Annotated in this window: 21 protein-coding genes; 9 read left to right on the top strand and 12 right to left on the bottom strand. The window is 61.4% G+C overall.

Annotated elements, in window-relative coordinates; genetic code table 11:
- The first annotated feature begins 84 nt into the window (after window positions 1-84).
- Window positions 85-849: a TetR/AcrR family transcriptional regulator gene (locus M0D64_RS24820; protein ID WP_171927695.1), complete on the top strand. Its 765-nt coding sequence runs from the start codon at window positions 85-87 to the stop codon at window positions 847-849.
- 82 nt (window positions 850-931) lie between these two features.
- On the opposite strand, the gene boxA is transcribed toward M0D64_RS24820, so the two are convergent.
- The 4 genes from boxA to M0D64_RS24840 all read right to left on the bottom strand — a co-directional run bounded on the left by boxA (window position 932) and on the right by M0D64_RS24840 (window position 6,558).
- Window positions 932-2,176, bottom strand: coding sequence for a benzoyl-CoA 2,3-epoxidase subunit BoxA (gene boxA / locus M0D64_RS24825; protein WP_266259631.1), 1,245 nt, complete (start codon window positions 2,174-2,176; stop codon window positions 932-934).
- Window positions 2,177-2,241: 65 nt separating this feature from the next.
- Entirely contained in the window at window positions 2,242-3,669 is a 1,428-nt protein-coding gene (boxB, locus tag M0D64_RS24830) for a benzoyl-CoA 2,3-epoxidase subunit BoxB (RefSeq protein ID WP_093643119.1), read from the bottom strand.
- Between the two features lie 96 nt (window positions 3,670-3,765).
- Window positions 3,766-5,436, bottom strand: a complete 1,671-nt coding sequence (gene boxC / locus M0D64_RS24835) for a 2,3-epoxybenzoyl-CoA dihydrolase (protein ID WP_266259632.1) — start codon at window positions 5,434-5,436, stop codon at window positions 3,766-3,768.
- Between the two features lie 117 nt (window positions 5,437-5,553).
- Window positions 5,554-6,558 (bottom strand): helix-turn-helix transcriptional regulator, encoded by a 1,005-nt coding sequence (locus M0D64_RS24840; protein ID WP_266259672.1) that lies wholly within the window; start codon window positions 6,556-6,558, stop codon window positions 5,554-5,556.
- Window positions 6,559-6,742: 184 nt separating this feature from the next.
- On the opposite strand from M0D64_RS24840, the gene M0D64_RS24845 reads away from it, so the two are divergent.
- The 4 genes from M0D64_RS24845 (at window position 6,743) to M0D64_RS24860 (ending at window position 11,356) form a co-directional block, all read left to right on the top strand.
- Complete coding sequence (locus tag M0D64_RS24845; protein WP_266259633.1) at window positions 6,743-7,222, top strand: DUF4863 family protein; 480 nt, start codon at window positions 6,743-6,745, stop codon at window positions 7,220-7,222.
- 8 nt (window positions 7,223-7,230) lie between these two features.
- Complete coding sequence (locus M0D64_RS24850) at window positions 7,231-8,829, top strand: 3,4-dehydroadipyl-CoA semialdehyde dehydrogenase (protein WP_266259634.1); 1,599 nt, start codon at window positions 7,231-7,233, stop codon at window positions 8,827-8,829.
- A 95-nt stretch (window positions 8,830-8,924) separates the two neighbouring features.
- Window positions 8,925-10,517 (top strand): benzoate-CoA ligase family protein, encoded by a 1,593-nt coding sequence (locus M0D64_RS24855; protein WP_266259635.1) that lies wholly within the window; start codon window positions 8,925-8,927, stop codon window positions 10,515-10,517.
- Window positions 10,518-10,525: 8 nt separating this feature from the next.
- Window positions 10,526-11,356 carry an alpha/beta fold hydrolase gene (locus M0D64_RS24860; protein WP_266259636.1) on the top strand — a complete coding sequence of 277 codons (831 nt, stop codon included), beginning with the start codon at window positions 10,526-10,528 and terminating at the stop codon, window positions 11,354-11,356.
- A 149-nt stretch (window positions 11,357-11,505) separates the two neighbouring features.
- Here M0D64_RS24860 and M0D64_RS24865 read toward each other — a convergent pair whose 3' ends face one another.
- The 3 genes from M0D64_RS24865 to M0D64_RS24875 form a co-directional block, all read right to left on the bottom strand.
- Window positions 11,506-12,876, bottom strand: coding sequence for a gluconate:H+ symporter (locus M0D64_RS24865; RefSeq protein ID WP_054040499.1), 1,371 nt, complete (start codon window positions 12,874-12,876; stop codon window positions 11,506-11,508).
- Between the two features lie 80 nt (window positions 12,877-12,956).
- Complete coding sequence (locus M0D64_RS24870) at window positions 12,957-14,075, bottom strand: porin (protein WP_171927688.1); 1,119 nt, start codon at window positions 14,073-14,075, stop codon at window positions 12,957-12,959.
- A gap of 158 nt (window positions 14,076-14,233) precedes the next feature.
- The gene (locus M0D64_RS24875; RefSeq protein ID WP_171927687.1) at window positions 14,234-15,436 is read right to left on the bottom strand and encodes an aminotransferase class V-fold PLP-dependent enzyme; all 1,203 of its coding nucleotides are present in this window, start codon (window positions 15,434-15,436) and stop codon (window positions 14,234-14,236) included.
- A 118-nt stretch (window positions 15,437-15,554) separates the two neighbouring features.
- Between M0D64_RS24875 and M0D64_RS24880 the strand changes: the two genes are divergently transcribed.
- The 4 genes from M0D64_RS24880 (at window position 15,555) to M0D64_RS24895 (ending at window position 19,614) form a co-directional block, all read left to right on the top strand.
- The gene (locus M0D64_RS24880; protein WP_171927686.1) at window positions 15,555-16,418 is read left to right on the top strand and encodes an IclR family transcriptional regulator; all 864 of its coding nucleotides are present in this window, start codon (window positions 15,555-15,557) and stop codon (window positions 16,416-16,418) included.
- An 82-nt stretch (window positions 16,419-16,500) separates the two neighbouring features.
- Window positions 16,501-16,962, top strand: a complete 462-nt coding sequence (locus tag M0D64_RS24885) for a RidA family protein (RefSeq protein WP_054040495.1) — start codon at window positions 16,501-16,503, stop codon at window positions 16,960-16,962.
- A 137-nt stretch (window positions 16,963-17,099) separates the two neighbouring features.
- Window positions 17,100-17,423, top strand: coding sequence for a hypothetical protein (locus M0D64_RS24890; protein WP_266259637.1), 324 nt, complete (start codon window positions 17,100-17,102; stop codon window positions 17,421-17,423).
- 79 nt (window positions 17,424-17,502) lie between these two features.
- Complete coding sequence (locus tag M0D64_RS24895) at window positions 17,503-19,614, top strand: phosphocholine-specific phospholipase C (RefSeq protein ID WP_266259638.1); 2,112 nt, start codon at window positions 17,503-17,505, stop codon at window positions 19,612-19,614.
- A gap of 107 nt (window positions 19,615-19,721) precedes the next feature.
- On the opposite strand, the gene M0D64_RS24900 is transcribed toward M0D64_RS24895, so the two are convergent.
- From M0D64_RS24900 to M0D64_RS24920, 5 genes are read right to left on the bottom strand one after another with little or no spacing between them, the layout of a single operon-like run.
- Window positions 19,722-21,011 (bottom strand): MSMEG_0569 family flavin-dependent oxidoreductase, encoded by a 1,290-nt coding sequence (locus M0D64_RS24900; protein ID WP_266259639.1) that lies wholly within the window; start codon window positions 21,009-21,011, stop codon window positions 19,722-19,724.
- 27 nt (window positions 21,012-21,038) lie between these two features.
- Window positions 21,039-21,323 carry an MSMEG_0570 family nitrogen starvation response protein gene (locus M0D64_RS24905; RefSeq protein ID WP_266259640.1) on the bottom strand — a complete coding sequence of 95 codons (285 nt, stop codon included), beginning with the start codon at window positions 21,321-21,323 and terminating at the stop codon, window positions 21,039-21,041.
- A 17-nt stretch (window positions 21,324-21,340) separates the two neighbouring features.
- A complete protein-coding gene (locus M0D64_RS24910; protein ID WP_266259641.1) occupies window positions 21,341-22,516 on the bottom strand; it encodes an MSMEG_0565 family glycosyltransferase in 1,176 nt (391 codons plus the stop codon).
- Window positions 22,513-23,499: a sll0787 family AIR synthase-like protein gene (locus M0D64_RS24915; RefSeq protein ID WP_171927682.1), complete on the bottom strand. Its 987-nt coding sequence runs from the start codon at window positions 23,497-23,499 to the stop codon at window positions 22,513-22,515. The genes M0D64_RS24910 and M0D64_RS24915 overlap by 4 nt, the downstream gene beginning before the upstream one ends.
- Window positions 23,496-24,095, bottom strand: coding sequence for an MSMEG_0567/Sll0786 family nitrogen starvation N-acetyltransferase (locus M0D64_RS24920; protein ID WP_171927681.1), 600 nt, complete (start codon window positions 24,093-24,095; stop codon window positions 23,496-23,498). The genes M0D64_RS24915 and M0D64_RS24920 overlap by 4 nt, the downstream gene beginning before the upstream one ends.

Raw genomic sequence — 24,095 nt, forward strand, 5'->3', positions numbered from 1 at the left:
TAGCGAGAAGCGTGCCATTGCACTGCAGCACGCATTTTTCGACGACCTCGAATGCGCGTGTCCATCCGCGCTCAAACGACTAGAATGAAGCGCGACGCGGCACACATGCCGATGCAGGCCAACATGAGAGACGACAACGTGGCTGCCGACATCACGGAAAACGACGAGACACTGGACGAAACTCGCGCACCTTTGCGGCGGCGCAAGGCGCACATTCGCGAGTCGAATGAAGCGCATTTGTTGGCGTGCGCCGAAGCGGTTTTCGCCGAACGAGGACTCGACGGAACCAGCACGGCGATGATCGCGGAGCGTGCAGGCTTACCGAAAGCTAACCTGCATTACTACTTCCCGACAAAACTCGCGTTGTACCGGCGTGTGCTGGAAGATCTGTTCGAAGACTGGCATCGCGCGGCGGACACGTTCGAATGCAGCGACGATCCGGTCGAAGCGATTGGCGGATACGTACGCGCGAAAATGGAGTTGTCGCGCCGCCGGCCATTAGGCTCGAAGGTGTGGGCGAGCGAGATCATCCACGGCGCGGAGCATATGGAGGACATTCTCACGGGGCGTGTGAAGCCGTGGCTGGACAGCCGGGTGAAGGTGATCGACGACTGGATCGCGCGCGGGCTGCTGGCGCCGGTGGATGCGCAAACGCTGATGTACATGATCTGGGCGACTACCCAGCATTACGCCGACTTCGACGCGCAGATTCGCGCGCTTAAAGGCAAACGCGCGCTGACGCAGAAAGCGTTTGAGGTGACGACGGAGGAAGTCGTGCAGTTGGTGATTCGTGCGTGTGGGGCGGTGTCGCCGTCGCAGCACGAAGACGGCGCGGATCCCTCGAGATAAAAAAAAAGCCCGGCTGCGTTTTTAAAAGCAGCCGGGCCTTCGCACCACTCACTGTGTGATGTCTCTCTTGAGACTTAGCGATTCAATACGTCTCCAGATGCAGCCGCCCTTCCCGCTTCAGCTTCATCCATAGCGCTTCCCAATCGAGCTGGTGCTGCTCGCCGATTTCCTTGAGCGCTTGCAGCACGCCATCTTCCATCCCCTTCAACCCGCACACGTAGATATGCGTGTTGTCGTCTTTGAGCATCTGCGCGACATCGACCGCGCGCTCGCGCATCGCGTCCTGCACGTAACGCTTCGGCTGGCCCGGCGTGCGCGAAAACGCCAGATTCGTATCGATGAAATCCTTGGGCAGATTCGTCAGCGGCCCGAAGTACGGCAACTCTTCTTTCGTACGCGCGCCGAAGAACAACATCAGCTTGCCGGTTGCACCTTTCAGACGACGACGCCTGCGATATTCGGTCATCGCGCGCATCGGCGCCGAGCCGGTGCCCGTGCAAATCATCAGCAAATGCGAGTTCGGATGATTCGGCATCAGGAAGGTACCGCCGAACGGCCCGATCACGCTGACCACGTCGCCCTTCTTCAGATCGCACAGATAATTCGAGCAGACCCCATCGAGCACGTCGCCGTGCTGCTGGGAAACACGCTTCACGGTGAGAGAAACATTGTTATAGCCGGGCCGTTCGCCATCGCGCGGACTCGCGATCGAATACTGCCGCGCGTGATGTGTGCGGCCATCGGCGGTCGCGCCTGGCGGCAGGATGCCGATCGACTGCCCCTCCAACACAGGGAAAGGCATCGAACCGAAATCGAGCACGATGTGATGGATGTCGCTATCGGTGGAGCCGTCGGTGAGCCGGTAGTTGCCGACCACCGTCGCGGTAGTCGGCGCCTTGTGCGTGTAGAGATTCACGTACGGTTTCGCCGCGGACCACGGCGGCACGACCGACCCGCGTACGGTATCGACGTCAATACCGCTTGCGTCCGTCGGCGCATCGCCTGACGCTCCGGCCGCAACCGATTCATCTTCAGCAGCCGCCACGGCCATCGTGTTCTGCTCGGGCAACACGTCCCACTTGAACTGCTCCTCGATGGAGTACGCATCGGCTTTCAGCACGGTGCGCCAGTTATCGATCGAGCCAGTCGGACACGGTGGCACGCACGCCATGCAGCCGTTGCAGACATCCGCCTTGACCACATAATTATTCTCGTCGTGCGTGATCGCATCGACCGGGCAAGTCTCTTCGCAGGTATTGCAGCGAATGCAGATTTCCGGATCGATCAGATGCTGCCTGAGAACTTCGATCGATGCTGGGCCGTTCATGACATCCTCCACCAGATATTCGTGCGAATACGACGCCGCACGCCGCACGTTTTCAATCGCCGTGCTCAGTTAAAACGCACGTATTCGAAATCGACCGGCTGACGGTTCACACCCATTGCCGGCGGCGCAATCCAGTTCGCGAACTTGCCGGGCTCAACGACGCGGCCCATCAGCGAGGCGACATACGCGCGGTCTTCCGGCGAAGCGAGCCACTTCGCTTCATTGGCGGCCCATTCGGTTTCGCTGATCACGCGGCCGTCCGGCGACACACGCGTACCGGCAAACGTGCCGATCTGCCGGTTGAACGCTTTATGCGGCACTGTCATGCGGAAATCGATGCCGGCCTTTTCGAGTACCTTGTTCCAGCGGCCGACACCCGCCACCGAATCCTTAATGTAGTCGTCGCGCAGCACTTCGTTCATGGCGTTGAGCATCGGCACTTCACGCTCGACCAGTTTGCCGTCCTGCACGTCGAGCAGCTTGTAGCTTTGACCGTTCAATTGATGGTCGTCGTCGCGCTTGTTCTCTTCATAGCGGCCCTTCAGGCCCGAGCTGTAGAACGTGGCCGCATTCGAAGAATGATCAGCGCCGAACAGGTCGATCGTCACCGAGTAATGGAAGTTCAGGTAACGCTGGATGGTCGGCAGATCGATCACGCCGGCCGCGCGAATCTTCGCGACGTCGTCCGTGCCCAGTTCGTTCATCACTTGCGCCGTGCGCTGGATCACGCGCGACACACCCGATTCGCCAACGAACATGTGATGCGCTTCTTCGGTCAGCATGAACTTCGTGGTACGTGCAAGCGGATCGAAGCCCGACTCGGCAAGCGCCGACAACTGGAACTTACCGTCGCGGTCGGTGAAGTACGTGAACATATAAAACGCGAGCCAGTCCGGCGTTTTCTCGTTGAAAGCGCCGAGAATGCGTGGATTGTCTTCGTCGCCCGAACGGCGGCCGAGTAGCGCTTCGGCTTCCTCGCGACCGTCGCGGCCGAAGTAGCGATGCAGCAGGTACACCATCGCCCACAAGTGGCGCCCTTCTTCTACATTCACCTGAAACAGGTTGCGCAGGTCGTACATCGACGGCGCGGTCAAACCCAGATGCCGTTGTTGCTCGACCGAAGCCGGCTCCGTATCGCCTTGCGTGACGATGATGCGGCGCAGATTCGCGCGATGCTCGCCGGGCACGTCCTGCCACGCGGCCTCACCCTTGTGCTCGCCGAAATGAATCTTGCGGTCCTGTTCGCCGGGCGTAAGGAAAATGCCCCAGCGGTAGTCCGGCATTTTCACGTGATCGAAATGCGCCCAGCCGCCCGCGTCGACGCTCACCGCCGTGCGCAGATACACGTCATAGCCATGCGAGCCTTCCGGGCCCATATCGCCCCACCACGACAGAAAATTCGGCTGCCATTGTTCTAGCGCGCGTTGCAATGCACGGTCGTCGGCGAGATTGACGTTGTTCGGAATCTTTTCGCTGTAGTTGATCGTAGACATGGTCGGTTCCTTGGTCGGAATACAGAGCTTGCGGATGAGAGGCGCGTATCAGGCAGGTGGCGTCGCTTTCAGTTACGTTGCGTCGCGTCGAAAGAATCAAACGCGCGAGACGTCGAATTGCGCCTTGCTGCCCTTGCCGTACACCTTGAGCGCGCCCTTCTCGCCCACTGCGTTTGGCCGGTTAAAGATCCAGTTCTGCCATGCGGTGAGACGCCCGAAAATACGCGTCTCCATCGTTTCCGGGCCGTTGAAGCGCAGATTCGCTTCCAGTCCGGTCAATGCATCCGGCGACATCGCCGCGCGTTCTTCGAGCGCGATGCGGATTTCGTCGGCCCAATCGATATCGTCGGGCGATGCGGTCACGAGACCAAGGCGCTCGGCTTCAACAGCTTTGATCGCCTGGCCGATCTTCGAGCGCACCGCGTCGAGCGGTTCGACTTCTTCATAGAAGCGACGAGCGAGACGTGATTGATGCGTAACCATCGGATAGAGACCGAAATTGACTTCCGACAGCGTGATCGCCGGCTCTTCGTCTTCGTTGCTCGGCAGTGCGGCCATATAGCTGCGGTCGCAAGCAAACGCGAGTTCCGCGAAGGTACCGGCAAAGCACGAACCCGGTTCGATCAGTGCGAACAGCGAACGCGACGACACGTCGATACGTGCCAGTGTGCGGCGCAAGAGGCCGATGGTCTCGCGCACGAACCAGTGGTCCTTGTGCTGCATCAGCGTGGCGTCGGTAGCGAGCAGGTTACGGGCATCGCCTTCGGTCTTGAAGACCCAGGTGCCGACCTCGAGTTCGTTGGTACGCATCGACAGAATCGCGTCGTCGAGTTCGCGGGCGAACTGCAGCGGCCACCAACTCGTGCCGGCGGCGACGATCGCGTCGATCTCCGTGGGTTGTCCCGCTTGCGGGGCTTTCGCCGTGAAGGTGGCGATGCGCTTCGCACGATCGATCGTAACGTCGAGCGTTTTATAAGTCAGGCCGTCTTCGCGGTTGATGCGTTCGATACGCGTGAGCATGACGCCTTGTGCGTCCGACGGACGATCGCTTTGTTCGGCAAGTTCCAGCGCGCGCGCATGAATCGTCTGATCGAACTGATTCGGCTTCACGACTTCATCCACGAGACGCCATGCTTTCGCCCGTTCACCGCGGATGCCTTCGACCACCGTGCAGAAGATGTCTGCACGATCGTGACGCACCTTGCGTTTATCGGTAACACGCGTCAGGCCACCCGTACCCGGCAGCACGCCCAGCAGCGGCACTTCCGGCAGCGAAACCGACGACGAGCGGTCATCGACCAGATAGATTTCGTCGCAAGCGAGCGCGAGTTCGTAACCGCCACCGGCGCATGCACCGTTCACGGCGGCGAGAAACTTCAGACCTGAATGACGCGACGAGTCTTCGAGACCGTTACGCGTTTCGTTGGTGAACTTGCAGAAGTTGACCTTCCACGCATGCGTGGACAGTCCCAGCATGAAGATGTTTGCGCCCGAGCAGAACACGCGGTCCTTCAGGCTCGTTAGCACCACCGTTTTGACTTCGGGATGCTCGAAGCGGATGCGCTGTATCGCGTCGTGCAGTTCGATGTCGACGCCAAGGTCGTATGAATTCAGCTTTAGCTTGTAGCCGTCCCGGATCCCGCCGTCCTCGGCAATATCGATGCCAAGGGTCGCGACAGGACCGTTGAAACTCAGCTTCCAATGCTTGTACTGCGAAGGATCGGTGCGGTAGTCGACCGGCGCGATGGCGGTTTCTGCTGTGGACATGGGGCGTCTCCTGACTGGACGATGCAAAACTTGTTTTTTGAACAATAGTGCATCGCCATCCCCGAGTAAAGCACTTTAGTGCATGTTTGCTAGTAAACCCTAGGCTCGCACTGCATTTCAGCTCACCCGCACTTCGTCCGGCGATTCTGCCGCGAGCCTTGCAGCCAGCCGGTCGCGCAACTGCAAGTAGGCGTCGGCCAAGGTTTTTTCGCTGGTGTCGAAGGTCATGTCGGCGCGGCCGTATAGTTCGCTGCGCCCCGCCAGGATGCGCTTAAGATCATCCATCGCCTCCTTGTTGCCGGACATCGGCCGCAGGTCGCCTTGCGCGACGACGCGGCGCATATGCTCTTCCGGTGTGGCCTGCAGCCATACGGTAAAGCAGTGCGACAGCAATGCGTTGAAGGTGCCCGACTCCGACACCAGCCCGCCCGGCGACGCGATCACAGCGCGCTCGTGCTCGTGAATCACCGCCTCCAGCGCGCGGTGTTCATAACGCCGGTAAGCGCTCGCACCGTAAAGCGAATGAATCTCCGACGGCGGACAACCGGCGAGTTGCTCGATCACACGCGTCAGCTCGACGAACGGCACCTTGCGCTCCTGCGCCAGCATCCGGCCAAAGGTCGACTTACCAGCCCCACGCAGGCCGATCAACGCGATCCGGTCCTTGCGATGCGGGTCGCGCGGCGCCTGCGCGAACATCTCGGCAAGCGCCACGCGGGCGCGCTGCAGCGCCGCCTGGTCGCGCCCCTGCAGTAGTTCGCGGATAAGCAGCCATTCGGCGGAAGCTGTGGTTTCGTCGCCGATCACTTCGGCCAGCGGGCAGTTCAGCGTCGCCGCGATCTGCCGCAACACCAGCACCGATGCGTTCCCCACGCCCGATTCCAGATTCGCCAGATGACGCTCCGACAAGCCGGTTTCAGTCGCCAGCGTCTTGCGCGTCATGCCACGGCGCGCACGCAGCAGACGCACGCGATCACCCATTGCCGTTAGAAAAGGATCGCGTTCCTCGCGCTCCGCCCCACGCTCAGCCCCGCTGTCGGCCCCGCGGTTGGCCCCAGCGGAGCGGCTCGCGTCCTCATCGGCAGGATCGTCCAGCGGCGCGGAAGAGTAATTTTGGTTCATGTTTAACTGCCTATTGAATACGTTACATGTACTATAGTGCTTGACAGGGCTCTGGTGAACAGTTAATTTTCGCCAAATATTGATCCAATAACAAACGCTGTCGAGGTTTTTCGGCAGCGTCACGGAGACAGCGCAACAGCATGTATGAATTAAGGTGCGTGCGCGCGCTGATCTGGAGGCTTGCATGTCCCCACATGACTTTCAACGCCTGATTGCGGGCGTGACAGAGCAACTCGCCGGCCGCCCGCTCGACGGCACGCTAGCCACGTGGCTCAACAACACGTATCCCGCGGATGGCGCGACCTTCCGCGAACTGGCGGATGCCTGCCGCACCGGCGTGGCCGAAGGCTGGCTGTGCAACCGCGAAGGTGGCGGCATTCGTTATGGCCGGATCTTCAAGGCCTTGCCGGAGACCCACGGCTTCTCAGTCGACGTGGTCGATATGAAGGATATTGCCGGTCCGCATCATGTGCATCCGAACGGCGAAATCGATCTGATCATGCCGCTCACCGAAGGCGCCACCTTCGACGGTCATCCGGCCGGCTGGTGCGTGTACGGCCCCGGCAGCGCGCATCGACCAACCGTTGCGAATGGCCAGGCGTTGGTGCTGTATCTGCTGCCGCAAGGCGCGATCGAATTCACGCCCACCTCACCTTCCGCCTGAGACTCGCCATGACTGAACTATTGAAGAACTACGTTGCAGGCCAGTGGGTCGCGGGCGGCGGTGAAGGCGTCACACTGACCGATCCGATCACCGGCGAAGCGCTGGTCCGCGTGTCGAGCCAGGGTCTGGATCTCAACCGCGCATTTGGGTTCGCTCGGGAAGAAGGCGGCACTGCCCTGCGTGCGCTGACCTATGCGCAGCGCGCCGCCCATCTGGCCGAGATCGTCAAACTGCTGCAGGCGAAACGCGACGATTACTATGCGATCGCGATCGCGAACTCGGGCACCACGCGCAATGATTCGGCGGTCGACATCGACGGTGGCATCTTCACACTGTCGTACTACGCGAAACTCGGTGCGTCGCTCGGTGATGTACATGCGCTGCGCGACGGTAATGCCGCTTCGTTGAGCAAGGACCAATCGTTCAGCGTGCAGCACGTGCTCACGCCAACGCGCGGCGTCGCGCTCTTCATCAACGCGTTCAATTTTCCATCGTGGGGTTTGTGGGAGAAAGCAGCGCCCGCATTGTTATCCGGCGTGCCCGTCATTATCAAACCCGCCACGGCGACGGCATGGCTCACGCAACGCATGGTTGCCGATGTGGTCGACGCAGGCATTCTGCCGCCCGGCGCGTTGTCCGTCATCTGCGGCAGTTCCGCAGGTCTGCTCGATCGGATTCAGGCATTCGACGTGGTGTCGTTCACCGGCTCAGCGGAAACCGCCGCGACACTGCGCGCGCATCCGGCTTTCGTCGAGCATGGTGCGCGTCTGAATGTCGAAGCCGACAGCCTCAATAGCGCAATTCTCTGTGCCGACGCAACACCCGATACGCCGGCCTTTGAACTGTTCATCAAGGAAGTGGTGCGGGAAATGACCGTGAAATCCGGTCAGAAATGCACGGCGATCCGGCGCGCCTTCGTGCCTGAAGCATCGCTCGAAGCGGTACTCGAAGCGCTCAAAGCAAAGCTCGCGAAAATTACCGTCGGCAATCCACGCAACGACGCCGTGCGGATGGGTTCGCTCGTCAGCCGCGAGCAATACGAGAACGTTCTGGCCGGCGTCGCGGCGTTGCGCGAGGAAGCCGTGCTCGCATACGACGGCTCGGCTGCGCCGCTTATCGATGCGGACGCAACGATTGCCGCCTGCGTCGCGCCGCATCTGTTCGTGGTCAACGATCCCGATAGCGCGACGCTGCTGCACGACGTCGAAGTATTCGGGCCAGTGGCGACCGTGGCGCCCTATCGCATCGCCACCGCAGCAAACGGCGCCCTTCCCGAAGCGCACGCCGTCGCACTCGCGCGACGCGGCCAAGGCTCGCTCGTCGCCTCGATCTATTCGAACGACGACGCGCATCTCGCCAAGCTCGCACTGGAACTCGCCGACTCGCACGGACGTGTCCACGCGATCTCGCCTGCAGTCCAGCAGAGTCAAACCGGCCACGGCAACGTGATGCCGATGTCGCTGCATGGCGGGCCGGGCCGCGCGGGTGGCGGAGAAGAACTCGGCGGGCTGCGCGCACTGGGGTTCTATCACAGGCGCTCTGCCGTTCAGGCATCGAGCGCTGCAATCGACGCACTGACGCGAACCACCCATTTGCCCGCAGCATAGCGGGACGAGACAGGCTTCAAGCAATCAGACAGTAAGCATCGCGCGGATCAAGAGCACATAACCGCCGGACCGCCCCCACCCGATGGAGGAGACATATGGAAGCCCTGCTGGACACGGCTGCGAGTCGGCCCGCCCCGACTGTCGAACCGCCGCCCGCGGTATTCAATTTCGCGGCCTACCTGTTTGGACTGAATGAAGCGCGCGCCGCCAAGACCGCCTATATCGACGACACCGGCACCACCACCTACGGCGAACTCGAAGAACGGGCCCGGCGCTTCGCGAGCGCATTGCGCACACTCGGTGTGCATCCGGAAGAGCGCGTGCTGCTGGTGATGCTCGATACCGTCGAACTGTCGATTGCCTTTCTCGGTGCGCTCTATGCAGGTGTCGTGCCGGTCGTCGCGAACACGTTGCTCACCACGGCCGACTATGTGTACATGCTGACGCACAGCCATGCGCGCGCCGTGATCGCATCCGGCGCATTGCTGCCGAATGTCACGCAGGCGATGGATACCACCGAACACGACGGTTGCCAGTTGATCGTTTCACAGCCGCCTGAGAGCGAGCCTGTAACGGCGCCATTGCTTAAAGATCTGATCGACGCGGCCACGCCGGCCATCAAGGCACCCACGACCGGTTGCGACGATATCGCGTTCTGGCTGTATTCGTCCGGGTCGACTGGCAAACCGAAAGGCACCGTCCACACGCATGCAAATCTTTACTGGACTGCCGAGTTGTACGCGAAGCCGATTCTTGGGATCGTCGAAAGCGATGTGGTTTTCTCGGCGGCCAAGTTGTTCTTTGCATATGGTCTGGGTAATGGTTTGACGTTCCCGCTTTCGGTCGGCGCTACGGCCGTACTGATGGCTGAACGTCCCACCGCCGACGCGATTTTCACTCGCCTCGTACAGCATCGTCCGACCATTTTCTACGGCGTGCCGACGCTCTACGCGAGCATGCTCGTCTCACCCAACCTGCCCGCGCGCGCCGATGTCGCGATGCGCGTGTGCACGTCGGCGGGCGAAGCGCTGCCGCGCGAAATTGGCGAGCGCTTCACGGCGCACTTCGGCTGCGAAATTCTCGACGGCATCGGCTCGACCGAGATGCTGCATATCTTCCTGTCAAACCGCCCGGGTGAAGTCGAGTACGGCACCACGGGGCGCCCCGTGCCCGGATACGAAGTTGAACTGCGCGACGAAGCCGGACATCCGGTGCCCGACGACGAAGTCGGCGATCTGTTTATCAAAGGACCGAGCGCGGCGCTCATGTACTGGAGCAATCGCGAGAAATCGCGCGCGACGTTCCTTGGCGAGTGGATCCGCAGCGGCGATAAATACCGCCGTCTCGCGAACGGCTGCTACGTGTATGCGGGCCGCAGCGACGACATGCTGAAAGTGAGCGGTCAATACGTATCGCCCGTCGAAGTGGAAATGGTCCTGGTGCAGCACGGCGCAGTGCTGGAAGCCGCGGTGGTCGGCGTGGATCACGGCGGCCTCGTGAAGACCCGCGCATTCGTAGTGTTGAAGCGTGAATTCACGCCGTCTGAGATACTCGCGGATGAGTTGAAGGCTTTCGTCAAGGAACGGCTCGCGCCGCACAAGTATCCGCGCGATATCCTGTTCGTCGACGATTTGCCGAAAACCGCTACCGGCAAAATTCAACGCTTCAAACTGCGCGAACAGTCATAAGGTGATCCATGCAGAACCCCGCAACCGCAACCCTTGCTAGCGAATTCGCAGAACTGCCCGCCACGGCATCGCATGGGCCGTTGCGCATCGAATATCGTTGGGTGAATGAAGCGGCGGCCAACGCACCGATCGCCGTATTCCTCCATGAAGGGCTCGGTTCCATCGCGATGTGGCGCGACTGGCCGCAAGCCTTGTGCGAGCGGCTCGGCATGCGTGGTCTCGTTTATTCGCGACCCGGTTATGGACTATCCACACCGCGTGCGCACGACGTCAAATGGCCGGTCGACTTCATGACCGCGCAAGCGCGCGATATCCTGCCCGCTTTGCTCGATGCGCTCGATATCGGCACGCAGGAACGCAGGCGCATGTGGGTGATCGGGCATAGCGACGGCGGGTCGATCGCGCTGCTCTACGCGGCGCTGTATCCGGATGAGTTGGCCGGTGCAGTAGCAATCGCACCACATGTATTCGTCGAAGACATCTCTGTGGAAAGCATTGCGCAAACCAAGCAGCTCTACGAAACCACTGATCTGCGCAGCAAGCTAAGCCGCTATCACGCAGACGTCGATTCCGCGTTCTATGGCTGGAACGATATCTGGCTGAATCCTGCGTTCAGGGAATGGCGCATCGTGAATGAACTGGCCGCCATCAGGCAACCGGTGCTCGCGGTGCAAGGTCATGACGACAACTACGGTACCATGGCGCAGATTGATGCAATCGGCGAACGCGTTCCCCATGCGCAACTGGTGAAGCTCGATGCTTGCGGACACTCGCCGCATCGCGATGCACCGGATGCGCTGAATGACGCGATTGCAGCGTTCATCTCACGGCAGCGTTGAACGTCGCCACGCCCCCCCTCTCTCACTCGCGCGCGCAAGTTATCGCGCCTTCTTTAGCCAGCAGATTGCGGCGATAGTCGAGCGAAAGGGTGCGCAATGCGAAATCGCGACGCGTCCTCAAGACACGCCGCGATCGGACCTCTCCCCGCTCAAATCACGGTCGAAAGCCCCAACGTCAACACCAGCGCCGTCACCGAAATAATCGTTTCGCAAACGGTCCACGTCTTGAAGGTTTGCGGCACAGTCATACCGAAGTACTCCTTCACCAGCCAGAACCCGCCGTCGTTCACGTGCGACAGAATCAGCGACCCCGCGCCGGTGGCGAGCACCAGCAACTCGGGCCGCACGCCGCCCGCCGTGCCCACCGCCGCTGCCGCGATCGGTGCAATGATGCCGGCCGCCGTCGCCATCGCGACCGTTGCCGAACCGGTCGCCACACGAATCAACGCCGCCACCAGCCACGCGAGAATCAGCAGCGGCACGTGCGCGCCGGTCGCCACATCGACGATCGCCTTCGACGCGCCGCTATCGATCAGAATGCGCCCGAAGCCCGCGCCCGCTCCCACCACCAGCGTGATACTCGCAGTCGGCGCCAGACACTCGTTGGTGAACTTGAGAATCTGCTCGCGATTAAAGCCACGTGACTTGCCGAACGTGTAGAAGCTCAACAACACGGCCAGCAACAAAGCCATATCCGGATGGCCGATCAGACGCAGAGCGTTGTTCATCGACGTTTTGGCCGGCACGATCAAATCCGCCCAACTGCCGACCAGCATCAACAACACCGGCAACAACACCGTCAACAACGTGATGCCGAAGCCCGGCAGTTCCTGATGCGAGCGCTTCGCGTCCTGTTCGATGAACTGCTGCGCCATCGGGTTAAAGCCGTCGAGCACGACAAAGCGCGCGATCAGCTTGGAGAACAGCGGGCCGGCCACCGCCGCGGTCGGAATGCCGACGATCAGCGCGTAGAAAATCGTATGACCGATATCCGCGTTGTACGCCGTGACCGCGAGCAACGCAGCCGGGTGCGGCGGAATCAGACCGTGCACGACGGACAAACCCGCCACCATCGGAATGCCGACGCGAATCATCGACGTACCGGTCCGCTGGGCGACGTTGAATGCGATTGGAATCAGCAGCACGAAACCGACTTCAAAAAACACCGGCAGGCCGACGAGGAACGCGATGCACATCATCGCCCAATGCACGTTCTTCGGCCCGAACAGGTCGATCAGCGTACGCGCGATACGTTCGGCGCCGCCCGATTCGGCCATCATCTTGCCGAGCATCGTACCGAGCCCGACCACGATGGCAATGTGGCCGAGCGTGCCGCCCACGCCCGTTTCGAACGACTTGAGAATCGACGTCGCCGGCATGCCGACGGCGAGTGCCAACGCCACCGACACCATCATCAACGTAATGAACGGGTTCATCTTGAAGCGCGCGATCAGCACGACCAGCGCGATGATGGCAATCAATGCATAGACGAGTAACAGACTTCCTTGAACGGTCGCCATAGGTGCTCCTGAAAAGAAAGAACCGCGCCGCAGCCTCCGTTGAGCGGAATGTTGCATGCGCAGCGGCGCGGGCGGCGGACTTAGAACTTGTGGCGGATGCCGGCGACGGTCACGAACTGGCCGTTGTTGCTCGACGGATTCGAAATACCTTCGACCCATGCGTGCGAACCGGACGCACGTTGGTAGATACCGTTCAGGTAGAGATCAGTGGTCTTCGACAGGAAGTACTCGCCGCCCACGCTTAACTGGTTGTAATGGGCGTTAGTGGCCGTGGTCCGGCTCGTGTTCTGTGTCGTGTAGATGTAACCGAGCGCGAGCAGCGCGGCCGGCGTGACTTGATACTTCACGCTGGCTTCATAGTTGGCAAAGTGCAGGCTGCCGCCGCTGAGCAACTGGAATTGCGAGTTCGTGTACAGCAGCAGGAAGGTTGCCGGGCCGAACACGTACGAACCGCCCGCGCCCCACACCTGGTTGCGCTTCACGCCGCTGATGATCGACGAACTGGTGCTGTAGTAGTTATCAGACGGCGCCGCGCCCGTGGTGTTGGTAGCCGGCTGATTGACCAGCGAGTAGGCCGCGTCAAGGTGCAGCGGACCGTTCACGTAGTCGGCGCCGACGCTCCATGCGCGGTTGTTGGCGAACTGCCCCGCCGTGTTCGAGAACGCGTACATTGCGTTTGCGGTGAACCCGGCATACGTCGGCGTGGTGTATTTGACCGCGTTGTCGGTGCGATACGTGTTGTTGATATCGTCGTTGTCGTAGATCGCGTTGCCGTACTGGCTCATCGCGCCGACGCCATTTATCTGCATGTTCGAGAGATAGTCCTGCACGCTGTTGTACTGACGGCCGAGCGTGATCGTACCTGCTTTGCTGTTGGAGAGCGCCACCCATGCGCTACGGCCGAACATGCGGCCGCCCTGACCGGCTGCGCCACTCTCCAGGCTGAAGCCGTTTTCGAGCTTGAACAGGACCTTGTTGCCGCCGCCCAGATCTTCGCTACCGATCAGGCCCCAGCGCGAACCCTGCACGTTGCCCTGCGTCGCCTGATAAGCCTTCTCACCCTTCTGGTTATTGGTGAAGGTAAAGCCGGCATCGACAATGCCGTACAACGTCACGCTGCTTTGCGCGTGGGCGGCCTGCGCGGCGAGTCCGGCGGCAGCGAACGCGATGGTCGTACGAAGAATCTGCTTGTGCATCATGGTTTCCTCAAGTCGAAAGAAAAACGAACGCCGGTTACACGGTGATGTTCCGGCGATATAAGTAGTACTAAGCGGGCAGGTCAAAGCGGCACCGGAATGGAATCCGGCGCTACGGTCAAACAACGGTCATCGGTGAATCGAAATGAACCGGGGAAGAATCAATCCGGCCAATTACGGCGCGCGGCAATGCGGCGCGCGTCGCGCTGGTAAAACGGCGTAACGACGGGTTCGGGCGACTGTCGTGCGCGCTCGAGTTCGGCAGTAAGCCGTGCCAGTACGGTCTGCTCTTCGCCCGGGTGCAGATTGCACGGGTCGACGAAAAAGAAATGCAGTTCCGCTTCATGATCGCGCACGATAACCGGCGCCTCGCCCTCGGGTGGCCGCGCGAGCGCATCGGCGAGATCCCACGCAGTGATACGGGCCTGCCTGGGATCGATATGCAGTTTCAGACGATCGAGCGGATTGCCGGTCGGATCGGCGTCGATCTCAGCCCAGACGCCGTCGCAACGATTCAAGGTCTCGCGCCACAGCGTGAGGTAGCCGCGTTCGCGAGCGCGAACCGCGACATGGTCGCGCTGCTGCCATTGTTCGAGCGCGGCAATCGCGCCCACAATGCCTTCCTTGCCGACTTTCATGCCGCGGCCAATGCCGCCGTTCTGGAAATGCGCGGCACGTACCAGCGTTTTCTTACCCGCGACGATGCCGGCGGTGAGCCCGCCGAGAAATTTGTGCGCCGAGTAGAGCGCGAGATCCGCGCCGGCCGCAATGAAACGCTTCAGGTCGTATTCGGAAGCCGCGTCGACGATCACGGGCACGCCCTTCGCGTGCGCGACCGCAATAAATTCTTCGAGCGGGATCATGCCGAATTGCACCGTATGATGTGAAACCACGTAAAGCGCTGCAGCCGTGCGTTCGGTGATGGCGCTATTCAACTGGTAGCCGTGCGCTTCGGTTGCCGCACCCACCGGCACGACGCGCGCGCCGGACAGACGGATCGCCTGGTCCACCGGTGCGCCATAATTGACAAGGTGGCCGGTTTGAATCACGACTTCGTTGCGCTGCAGGGCGGTCGTGTCGGGCAGCCGTTCGATCAGGCCGTGGTCGTCGCCCGTCATGGTGGCGGCGATGCAGAGCGTAATCGCCGCCGAGCACGACGCGGTGATATACCCGGCTTCGCTGCCGCACGCCTCGGCAATCGCCGCCGAGGCTCTGCGTTGCAGATCGTCGATCTCGACGAATTGCGGCAACACCTGCGCCACCGCGTCGATTACCGGTGCGCTGACAATGGACGCACCCAGACTCGTCATCGTGCCTGAAGCATTGATAACAGGGCGTAAGCCAAAGCGAGAGCGAATGTCCATGAAGCGCCTCCGACCGGGTATTTCTTAATTATGGAATATATGTTGTAATTGCGGATCAGTCTAGCATACAATCACCCTGCGTCAACTGGACAAAAACATCTCGCGTCAGAGGAGCACGATGGCTCGCACGTCCCGACCTTCCGCGTCCGAAGCAGTACCCGCGGCGCCTTCAGCCGGCGCCGAAGCACAGGCTGAAGCTGCCGCGCCACGCACGCGCACCAGCGCGATCGAGCGCGCCGTGCAGATTCTCGACGCGCTCCAGCAGGCAAACCGTCCCGCCACCGCGTACGAAGTCGCACGCATGGTCGGCGCGCCGCTGTCCACGGTGTATTCGATCATTAACGATCTGGTCGAGAAGAACCTGTTGGCGCGGCGCATGGACGGCACGATCTGGCTCGGCTCGCGTCTGTACGGTTACGGTTTGACGTACGCCAGCTCGCTCGACTATCTCGCGGTCGCTCATGAAGAAATGCAGCGTCTCTCCGCCGAAGTCGAAGAGACCGTGCAGGTCTGCGGACTCGAAGACGGCATGATGGTCGTACAGCAAATGGCCGAAGGGCCAGGGCATTTCCGTGTGACCTCGCGAGTGGGCAGCCGCGTGCCGCTCAACTGGACCGCGTCCGGACGCTTGCTCGTCGGGCATCTGCCGGATGCCGAACGGGTCGCGTTTTTTGCGCAGCATGCGCAAAGCTCGCCTACCGGTCGCGCGGAAACCCGGCCGCAAGTGCTCGCGCAGATTGCCCGCGAGGCGCTGGAGGCGCGACTGTCGATTCAGATCGGCGAATCGGATGCATCCGTGGCGTGTCTCGCGGCGCCCGTGCTCGACAACACCGGCGCGTGCGTCTTCACGATTTCGATCGTGATGCCCGAGGCGAAAGCCGAGCTCGGCACCGAACGGTTCGCACAAGCTGTGCAGGCGGTGGCCGCCCGTATCGAAGCGCGCCTCGGCTGGCGGCATCGCGAGCAGGACCCGGCGGCGTAAGGCCGCGCCAAACCCGAAACCTTAAATCCCCCCGCGCGCAACGCTGACTCCTTAAAGACCGCTCACCATCACTTCCCCATCGATGAACTGCTACGACCGGCTGCACACGCGCGGCCTCAAGCTACCGCAAGTGCCGACGCCGATCGGCAATTTCACGCACTGCACGCGCGAGGGCAATCTGCTGTTTCTATCGGGCCAAGGTCCGCTCGACGAATCCGGCTCGCTGATGACCGGCAAAGTCGGCGCCACCGTCAGCGCGGACGAAGCGTACCGGCACGCGCAGATGGTCGGCCTGAATCTGCTTGCCGTGCTGCATAACGAACTGGGCGATTTGCGGCGCGTGAAGCAGGTCGTCAAGCTGCTGGGCATGGTCAACGCGGCGCCGGATTTCACCGAGCATCCGCGCGTGATCAACGGCTGCTCGGATCTGTTCGTCGATGTATTCGGCGATGCCGGTCGGCATTCGCGCTCGGCGGTTGGCGTGGGCTCGCTGCCGGGCAATATTACCGTCGAGATCGAAGCCATCGTCGCGATCCAGGATTGACGGCCGCCCAATTCTCAACAAATACCCAAATTTCCACATCTTCACAAAAGTTACACAGGTAAGCGACTATTCTTGCGCATCGCTGACCTGGGCACGTGGATGCCCTAGCGCATCTTCCCCGTGCCGGAGACATTGCCATGTCTGTTGTGTCGAAGCCGTCCATTGCCTTCTATCGCAAACGTTTGGCGGGCGCACTGGCCGCCGTGTCGCTCTGCATGCTGCTCGGCGCTTGCGGCAACGACGACCGAGCACCGGACACGAGCACCGCGAGTTCTACCGACGGCGCCGGCGATAACGGCGGCGCTTCACAGGTCCTGTCAGCGAATCCTTCTTCCGCTTCACCAGCGTTACCCGCAGTCACGATTCAAACCCCAGCACTGCCCGCATCAAGCGCCGACGCGGCGCTGTCCGCTGCCGCTTCGACGCCGCTCGCCACACCCGTCATCCACACCGTAGATTGAGTTCCGCGCCCCATGCGGCGCGTGGCTCACGCTCGCGCCTCATGGCTCGTTCCTCTTATGAAGATCGAAAGCCAAAACCATGACTTCAAAAAATCGCCGTGATTTTCTGCGCTCCGCCGCGCACGCCGCCGGTTCCGCCACCGCGTTGAGCATGCTGCCGCTGGGCATTCGCAACGCCCTCGCCATTCCCGCCAACAACAAGACCGGAACGATCCGCGACGTCGAGCATATCGTCGTGCTGATGCAGGAAAACCGCTCGTTCGATCATTACTTCGGCACGCTCAAGGGCGTCCGCGGTTTCGGCGACACGCGCGCAATCAACCTGCCCAATGGCAAGCCGGTGTGGTACCAACCGCTTGCCGCGGACGTGGGCTATGTGTTGCCGTTCCGCCCTACCGCGCCGAACCTCGGTCTGCAATTCCTGCAAGACCTCGCGCACGACTGGACCAGCACGCACGCAGCATGGAACGGCGGCCGCTACGATCAATGGGTGCCGTCCAAGGGCACCACGACGATGGCCTACCTCACGCGCGACGACATTCCGTTTCACTATCAACTCGCCGACGCCTTCACGATCTGCGACGCGTATCACTGCTCGCTGATGGGCCCGACCGACCCGAATCGTTACTACATGTGGAGCGGCTGGGTCGGCAATGACGGCAGCGGCGGCGGCCCGGTGATCGACAACTCCGAACTTGGCTACGGCTGGTCCACGTATCCGGAAGTGCTGCAGAACGCCGGCATCACGTGGAAGATCTATCAGGACATCGGTACGGGACTCAACGCAAGCGGCTCGTGGGGCTGGACGCAGAACGCGTACATCGGCAACTACGGCGACAACTCGCTGCTCTACTTCAATCAGTACCGCAACGCGCAGCCGGGCAACCCGCTGTACGACAACGCCCGCACGGGCACGAACGCCGCCAACGGCGACGGCTACTTCGACATCCTCAAGCGCGACGTGCAGAACAACGCCCTGCCGCAAGTCTCGTGGATCGTCGCCCCGGAAGCGTATTCCGAGCACCCGAACTGGCCGTCGAACTACGGTGCATGGTACATCGATCAGGTCTTGCAGATTCTCACGTCGAATCCCGAAGTGTGGAGCAAGACTGTCCTGCTGATCAATTACGACGAAAACGACGGCTTCTTCGATCACATGGCGCCGCCGTTCGCGCCGGCATCGAGCGCAAACGGTTTGTCGACCGTCGACACCAGCAATGAAAACTATGCGGGCAGCGGCAATACGCCGGCGGGTCCGTACGGGCTCGGACCGCGTGTGCCGATGCTGGTGGTCTCGCCGTGGTCGAAAGGCGGCTACGTGTGCTCGGAACTGTTCGACCACACGTCGGTGATCCGCTTTATCGAAAAGCGCTTCGGCCAGCAGCACAATCTCGGCGAATCGAACATTACGCCGTGGCGTCGCGCGGTGTGCGGCGATCTGATGTCGGCATTCAACTTCAGCACCCCGAACGACGCGTTCCCGACGCTGCCGAGCACGAGCGGCTATGTGCCGCCCGATCAGAATCGCCATCCGGACTATGTGCCGCTGCCGCCGCTCGTGCAGGCCGTACCGAAGCAGGAACCCGGCGTGCGCCCGGCGCGCGCGCTGCCGTACGAACTGTTCGTGCGCGTGCACGGTGAAGGCGCCGAGAACAAGCTGACGATGCGTTTCGTCAATTCGGGCCGCACGGGCGCCGTGTTTCTCGTCTATGCCGCCAATGGTCTCGCCGCACCGCTGACCTATACGGTCGAAGCCGGCAAGCGGCTGCAGGATCAGTTGCCGTTGAATATCGACGGTACGTACGATTACACGGTCTACGGCCCGAACGGCTTTCTGCGCCGCTTCGCGGGCAAGCCGGTCGCGAGAAGCTGGTGGCACGGCTCCGATATTGCACGGCCAGAAGTCGCCGAAGGCTACGACGTCGCGAACGGCAACCTGCAATTGCGGCTGGAAAATGTGGGCAGCGCGCGCTGTCAGTTCACCATCGTCAATGCCTACGACGCGAGCAATGTGGTCAAGCATTCGGTGCGCGGCGGCGATACCGAACAGTTGTACCTCGATCTGCGTAACGCCTACGGCTGGTACGACCTGGTGATTACCGTCGACACGGACCCGTCGTTCGCGCGACGCTTCGCCGGACACGTGGAAACCGGCCGGAGCAGCATGAGCGATCCGGCACTGGGGAGCTAAGTTTCAGCTCGGTTTCGATTCAGTCCGTACGAAAAGAAGCGGCCGCTGCGATAAAAAGCAGTGGCCGTTTTTTCATGCATTCACGTCGTGATGTGTAAGCCGAAATCTTAAGCCGCCACAGTCGCCCTCACCGACTCACGCTCGCGTGTTTTCTCGCGAATCGCCTGCACGACGAACTCCGCATCGCGTGCGACACCAGAGAAGCGCCCCGATCCCCAAGTATGCAGCCACGGCAAACCGACGAAATACAAACCGTCGATCGGTGTAATTCCGCGGGTATGCGCCGGATAACCGCGACCGTTGAACACCGGCGCGTCGAGCCAGCTAAAGTCAGGCGTAAAACCGATGCACCAGATAATTGCCGAAATGCCGCTAGTGTGGAGATCGAGCATCGTGCGTTCTTCGGCTGGTCTCCAGACGGGTTCGTAGACTTCACCTACCGGCGCGTCGATGCCATGCTTTTCGATGAAGCCGTCGATGCTCGCGTTGATCCGGTTATACGTATCGTCCGCGGCGTCCAGATTGGCGGCGAGCGTCGGTGCGAAATGGAATTGCCCGTCGCGCAGATCGTCGAGCCTGCCGTACAACTCCATGCCTTCGGCGGCAAACTTGCGCAGATCGATGTCGCGCCCGCCGTCGCGGCCGGTCACATAGTGATTGGTGTTGTCGCGTACGCCTTCGCGCAACGGATGCTTTTCGACCGGCATGTCGTAGTACTGCATGTCGGCGAGCCAATCGACCACGTCACGCCCCCGATAAAAGCGCGCGCAGCGCGGCGCCTCACCGACTGCGAGCACCACCTTGCGCCCCGCCAGATGCAGGTCCTCCGCGATCTGCGCGCCGGATTGCCCCGTGCCGACCACCATGACCGCGCCATCGGGCAAGGCATCTGGATTCCGATACGCCGACGATTGCAACTGCACGATGCTTGCGGGCAAGCGCTCGGCGAGCCGCGGCACGATCGGCGTGTGATAGCCACCCGAGGCAACCACGACCTGATCCGCGGTGAAATCGCCCTGCGTAGTCACGATCGCATAGACGCCATCGTCGCGCTGCTTCACGCGTTTGACTTCCGCGTGCTCGATCACCGGCGCACCGACATGCGCGATGAAACCATCGAGATAGTCGATGATCTCGTCCTTCTTCATGAACCCGTGCGGGTCGTCGCCCAGGTAGGGGTAACCGGGCAACGCACACTGCCAGTTCGGCGTCACGAGACAAAACGCGTCCCAGCGTTGCTGCCGCCACGTATGCGTCACCGTGTTCTTTTCCACAACCAGATGGTCGATGCCGGTCTGCTTGAGGTAATAGCTGACCGACAGGCCCGCCTGCCCGCCGCCGATGACGAGCACGCTGTAATGCCGGTCAGCGCGCCCATGATGGGTTGGATTCGACATGATGCGTCCTCTGCAAAAAATAAGCGCCTAGCTGAATTCGATAACCTTGACAGTCGCCTCGGGCCGATCGCGAAAACGCTCGGCATCGCGTTCGATCTGTGCGAGTTGATCCATCGCTGCCGAGCAGGCAAAGCCGTACTTCTCGCGCACGCGCTCCGAAGCGATACCTAACGCCTGCCGCGAACGTTCGACGAAATCGTCCAACGCATAAGCCTCGCCAGGTTTGAAGAAATCACCAATGACGAGCGACGGCGAATAACAGTTCGCTTCATCGCCATCGGGCCACTGAATCCGAAAGTGCATGACAGGCATCGCAAATCCTCAATCGATCAATGAATAGTTAGCGCGCGCTTTGCGAGCAACTGGCGGTACACGTCGACGTGACGCCGTGCGCTTGCCGCCCAGCTAAAGCGTGCGAGTAATGCGGGCACGGCCTGGTCGAAATCAATACGACTACCACTGCTGTTGAGAGCACATAACAAGGCCGCCGCTATCGACTCGACATCGGCCGGATTTGCCCAGTAACAGGTGGTGTCGTCGAGGTATTCGGTGAACGGTGCGATTGCAGAGGCAATCACCGGCGTGCCACTAGCAAGCGCTTCCAGCACCACCAGGCCGAAGCCCTCGCGCAACGACACCATCGACAGCACGTCCGCGCTGCGAAAGAGCGCGGGCATGGCGGCGTCTTCGAGTGGCCCGGTTACGACCACGCTTTCGCGTGGACCAATCGACAGCCCCAACTCCGCCGCTCGTTTAAGCACGCCGCGGGCGTAGGCGTCGTGGTCAAGTAGGCTCGCACCGCCGGCAATCACAAGTTGCGCGCCCGGCAACGTGCGCTGCACCAACGCGAAGGCTTCGAGCAGTGCGAGTGTGTTCTTGCGCGCTTCGATACCGCCCACTGAAAGTACGATCGGGCCGCCATCAATACCCAAGCGCCGCCTGATCAGCGCATCGTGCGCATCTTCATCAGGCGTGAAGCGCGCGATGTCGACACCGTTCGGCACCGTCAGCGCCGCAATACCGAAAGTCGAACGCATCTCGCGCGTCCATGTATCGCTGACACACAACACTTGCTCCGCATCCTCGTACGCCCGCCGTTGCCATGCAGCGAGACGTGGATCGTCGAAACGATCCAGGTGATGAACGGTGCGCGTGAAACTGCAAATGAGCCCTTGCGCTCTCAGTTCCGCGAGTGCGTTTCCGCTGATACTGTCCTGCGCGTGCAGCACATCGAACGACCACGCGTCATGCTCCATCAAGGTCTGCTTGAATGCATGAATACGCGCCTCCACCATGGCTACCGTGCCGGCCTGAGATAGCGTGATCGGCGCATAGACCACGCGGCACGGCGGCAGACGGAACAGCGTCTCGCCCGGCGCAGCGGGCGCAAAGACGGTCACGTCATGACCGAGCGCGGTCAACGCGGTCGCCAGTTCAAGCGTATGCACGACCCCGCCACGCGGATTGACCGAATGCGTCAGCAACGCGATTCGCAACGAATTCATCGCGAACCGTCCTTCGCGATCATGAACGGCTCGCGATTGAAATCCCACAACACCGCTGCCTCATCGTGGTGATGCAAAACCACTTCAGACGACGCATCGACAGTACCAATCACGGCGCAAGCGAGCGAGCGCGAATCGAACTGCGCCTGCACTGCGTCCACCTGCTCCTCCCGAACCGACAGCAAATAGCCGAAGCTCGGAAATGCGGTAACCCAACGCTCCAAGGGGACGTTCGCTGGCTTCGGAATACGCTCAAGATCGATCCGTGCTCCCATCCGCGAGCACTCGAGCAACATCAGCGCAGTGCCGAGTGTGCCGGCCATACTGATGTCCTTCGCCGCATCGCATAAGCCACTTTCCGCTAGCCGCGGAAGCAGTTCGAGATCCGCTCTCAAACGTTCAGGCGGCGCGCCCACCGACGCATTCCAGAACGGATACGGTTCCTCGAAGTGCCCGCGCAAATCGACGGCCATCATCAAACGGTCGCCGGGCTTCGCATTGAAACTCGACAGCAGCGCTTTGGCGCGCCCCACAATCGACACCGCCAGTTGCGCAGCATCGCTGCGCGTATTCGTATGACCGCCGACTATCGACACGCCATAAGCAACGGAGGCCGCGGCCATGCCGGCAAGCACCTCCTCGGCGGCGTCGATGCCTCGACTCCATAGCGCATCGACCACCGCCAGCGGCCGCCCACCCATCGCATAGATATCGCTGACGTTGACCATCACGCTGCTGTAGCCGGCAAACCACGGCATTGCGCTCACGAAATCGCTGACCATGCCTTCGATGGCGAAGAGCAGGTAGCCATCGCCATCGGCAATGGCCGCGCAATCGTCGCCAAGTGCGACAGCCTGCGCGAGATCCTGCGTGCCACCTGGCAGACGCCGGGCGAGTGAGCCGACTACGTCGACGATATCCGTCTTGTGCCGAAACCCGCGACTTTCGCGCAGGCTGGCGACGAGATCGGCCACGCTCCTCATGCCGCGCTCCGTGCGGAAGCCGCACTGTGTGGTTGCGTATGAGTCACGAAGCCGCTATACGGCGCCACACACGGCGGATACCAGTCCAGTTGCGCCTGCATCAGATGATGCGGCCGGCCCAACAACATTTCCTCTGCAAGCACATCCCAATGCATCGCGCGAAAGAGCGGCACGTTCTGGCTCTGCACGTGGGCGAGAAAAGTCTCGCAGCCGAGCGCATGGGCACTGCTCACCGCGAGACGAATCAACGTCGCGCCAATTTTTCCGTGGCGGCGAAACGCTGCATGCACAGCAAGACGTGAACCGAACCACACGCTGCCTTCATCGCGATGAATGCGCACCGTGCCGACCACCTGCTCCGGCATGCCGGCGACACAGCTCACTGCCACCAGTTGCTGCGCGTGCGTGTCGATATCGTCCCGATCGTCGCCGACAAAAATGCCCTGCTCGATGCAGAACACCGCGCGCCGCAACTTGTACGCTTCATCGGCTTCCCAATCGAGCGTCGTCCACTTGATGCGGAATTCGCTCGGCGCATAGGGCGCGAAACTCATGTCACCTTCCAGCGCCTCGCCTGCAATCGCTTCACCGAACAT

Source organism: Paraburkholderia sp. WS6 (assembly GCF_030464835.1).
Lineage (GTDB): Bacteria > Pseudomonadota > Gammaproteobacteria > Burkholderiales > Burkholderiaceae > Paraburkholderia > Paraburkholderia madseniana.

Excerpts from the sequence above, each read along its gene's own strand:
- boxA (WP_266259631.1), bottom strand. The coding sequence starts at position 2,176 with ATGAACGGCCCAGCATCGATCGAAGTTCTCAGGCAGCATCTGATCGAT.
- M0D64_RS24910 (WP_266259641.1), bottom strand. The coding sequence starts at position 22,516 with ATGAATTCGTTGCGAATCGCGTTGCTGACGCATTCGGTCAATCCGCGT.
- M0D64_RS24850 (WP_266259634.1), top strand. The coding sequence starts at position 7,231 with ATGACTGAACTATTGAAGAACTACGTTGCAGGCCAGTGGGTCGCGGGC.
- boxC (WP_266259632.1), bottom strand. The coding sequence starts at position 5,436 with ATGTCCACAGCAGAAACCGCCATCGCGCCGGTCGACTACCGCACCGAT.
- M0D64_RS24895 (WP_266259638.1), top strand. The coding sequence starts at position 17,503 with ATGACTTCAAAAAATCGCCGTGATTTTCTGCGCTCCGCCGCGCACGCC.
- M0D64_RS24900 (WP_266259639.1), bottom strand. The coding sequence starts at position 21,011 with ATGTCGAATCCAACCCATCATGGGCGCGCTGACCGGCATTACAGCGTG.
- M0D64_RS24870 (WP_171927688.1), bottom strand. The coding sequence starts at position 14,075 with ATGATGCACAAGCAGATTCTTCGTACGACCATCGCGTTCGCTGCCGCC.
- boxB (WP_093643119.1), bottom strand. The coding sequence starts at position 3,669 with ATGTCTACGATCAACTACAGCGAAAAGATTCCGAACAACGTCAATCTC.
- M0D64_RS24855 (WP_266259635.1), top strand. The coding sequence starts at position 8,925 with ATGGAAGCCCTGCTGGACACGGCTGCGAGTCGGCCCGCCCCGACTGTC.
- M0D64_RS24905 (WP_266259640.1), bottom strand. The coding sequence starts at position 21,323 with ATGCCTGTCATGCACTTTCGGATTCAGTGGCCCGATGGCGATGAAGCG.
- M0D64_RS24920 (WP_171927681.1), bottom strand. The coding sequence starts at position 24,095 with ATGTTCGGTGAAGCGATTGCAGGCGAGGCGCTGGAAGGTGACATGAGT.
- M0D64_RS24860 (WP_266259636.1), top strand. The coding sequence starts at position 10,526 with ATGCAGAACCCCGCAACCGCAACCCTTGCTAGCGAATTCGCAGAACTG.
- M0D64_RS24915 (WP_171927682.1), bottom strand. The coding sequence starts at position 23,499 with ATGAGGAGCGTGGCCGATCTCGTCGCCAGCCTGCGCGAAAGTCGCGGG.
- M0D64_RS24880 (WP_171927686.1), top strand. The coding sequence starts at position 15,555 with ATGGCTCGCACGTCCCGACCTTCCGCGTCCGAAGCAGTACCCGCGGCG.
- M0D64_RS24820 (WP_171927695.1), top strand. The coding sequence starts at position 85 with ATGAAGCGCGACGCGGCACACATGCCGATGCAGGCCAACATGAGAGAC.
- M0D64_RS24875 (WP_171927687.1), bottom strand. The coding sequence starts at position 15,436 with ATGGACATTCGCTCTCGCTTTGGCTTACGCCCTGTTATCAATGCTTCA.
- M0D64_RS24845 (WP_266259633.1), top strand. The coding sequence starts at position 6,743 with ATGTCCCCACATGACTTTCAACGCCTGATTGCGGGCGTGACAGAGCAA.
- M0D64_RS24865 (WP_054040499.1), bottom strand. The coding sequence starts at position 12,876 with ATGGCGACCGTTCAAGGAAGTCTGTTACTCGTCTATGCATTGATTGCC.
- M0D64_RS24840 (WP_266259672.1), bottom strand. The coding sequence starts at position 6,558 with ATGAACCAAAATTACTCTTCCGCGCCGCTGGACGATCCTGCCGATGAG.
- M0D64_RS24890 (WP_266259637.1), top strand. The coding sequence starts at position 17,100 with ATGTCTGTTGTGTCGAAGCCGTCCATTGCCTTCTATCGCAAACGTTTG.
- M0D64_RS24885 (WP_054040495.1), top strand. The coding sequence starts at position 16,501 with ATGAACTGCTACGACCGGCTGCACACGCGCGGCCTCAAGCTACCGCAA.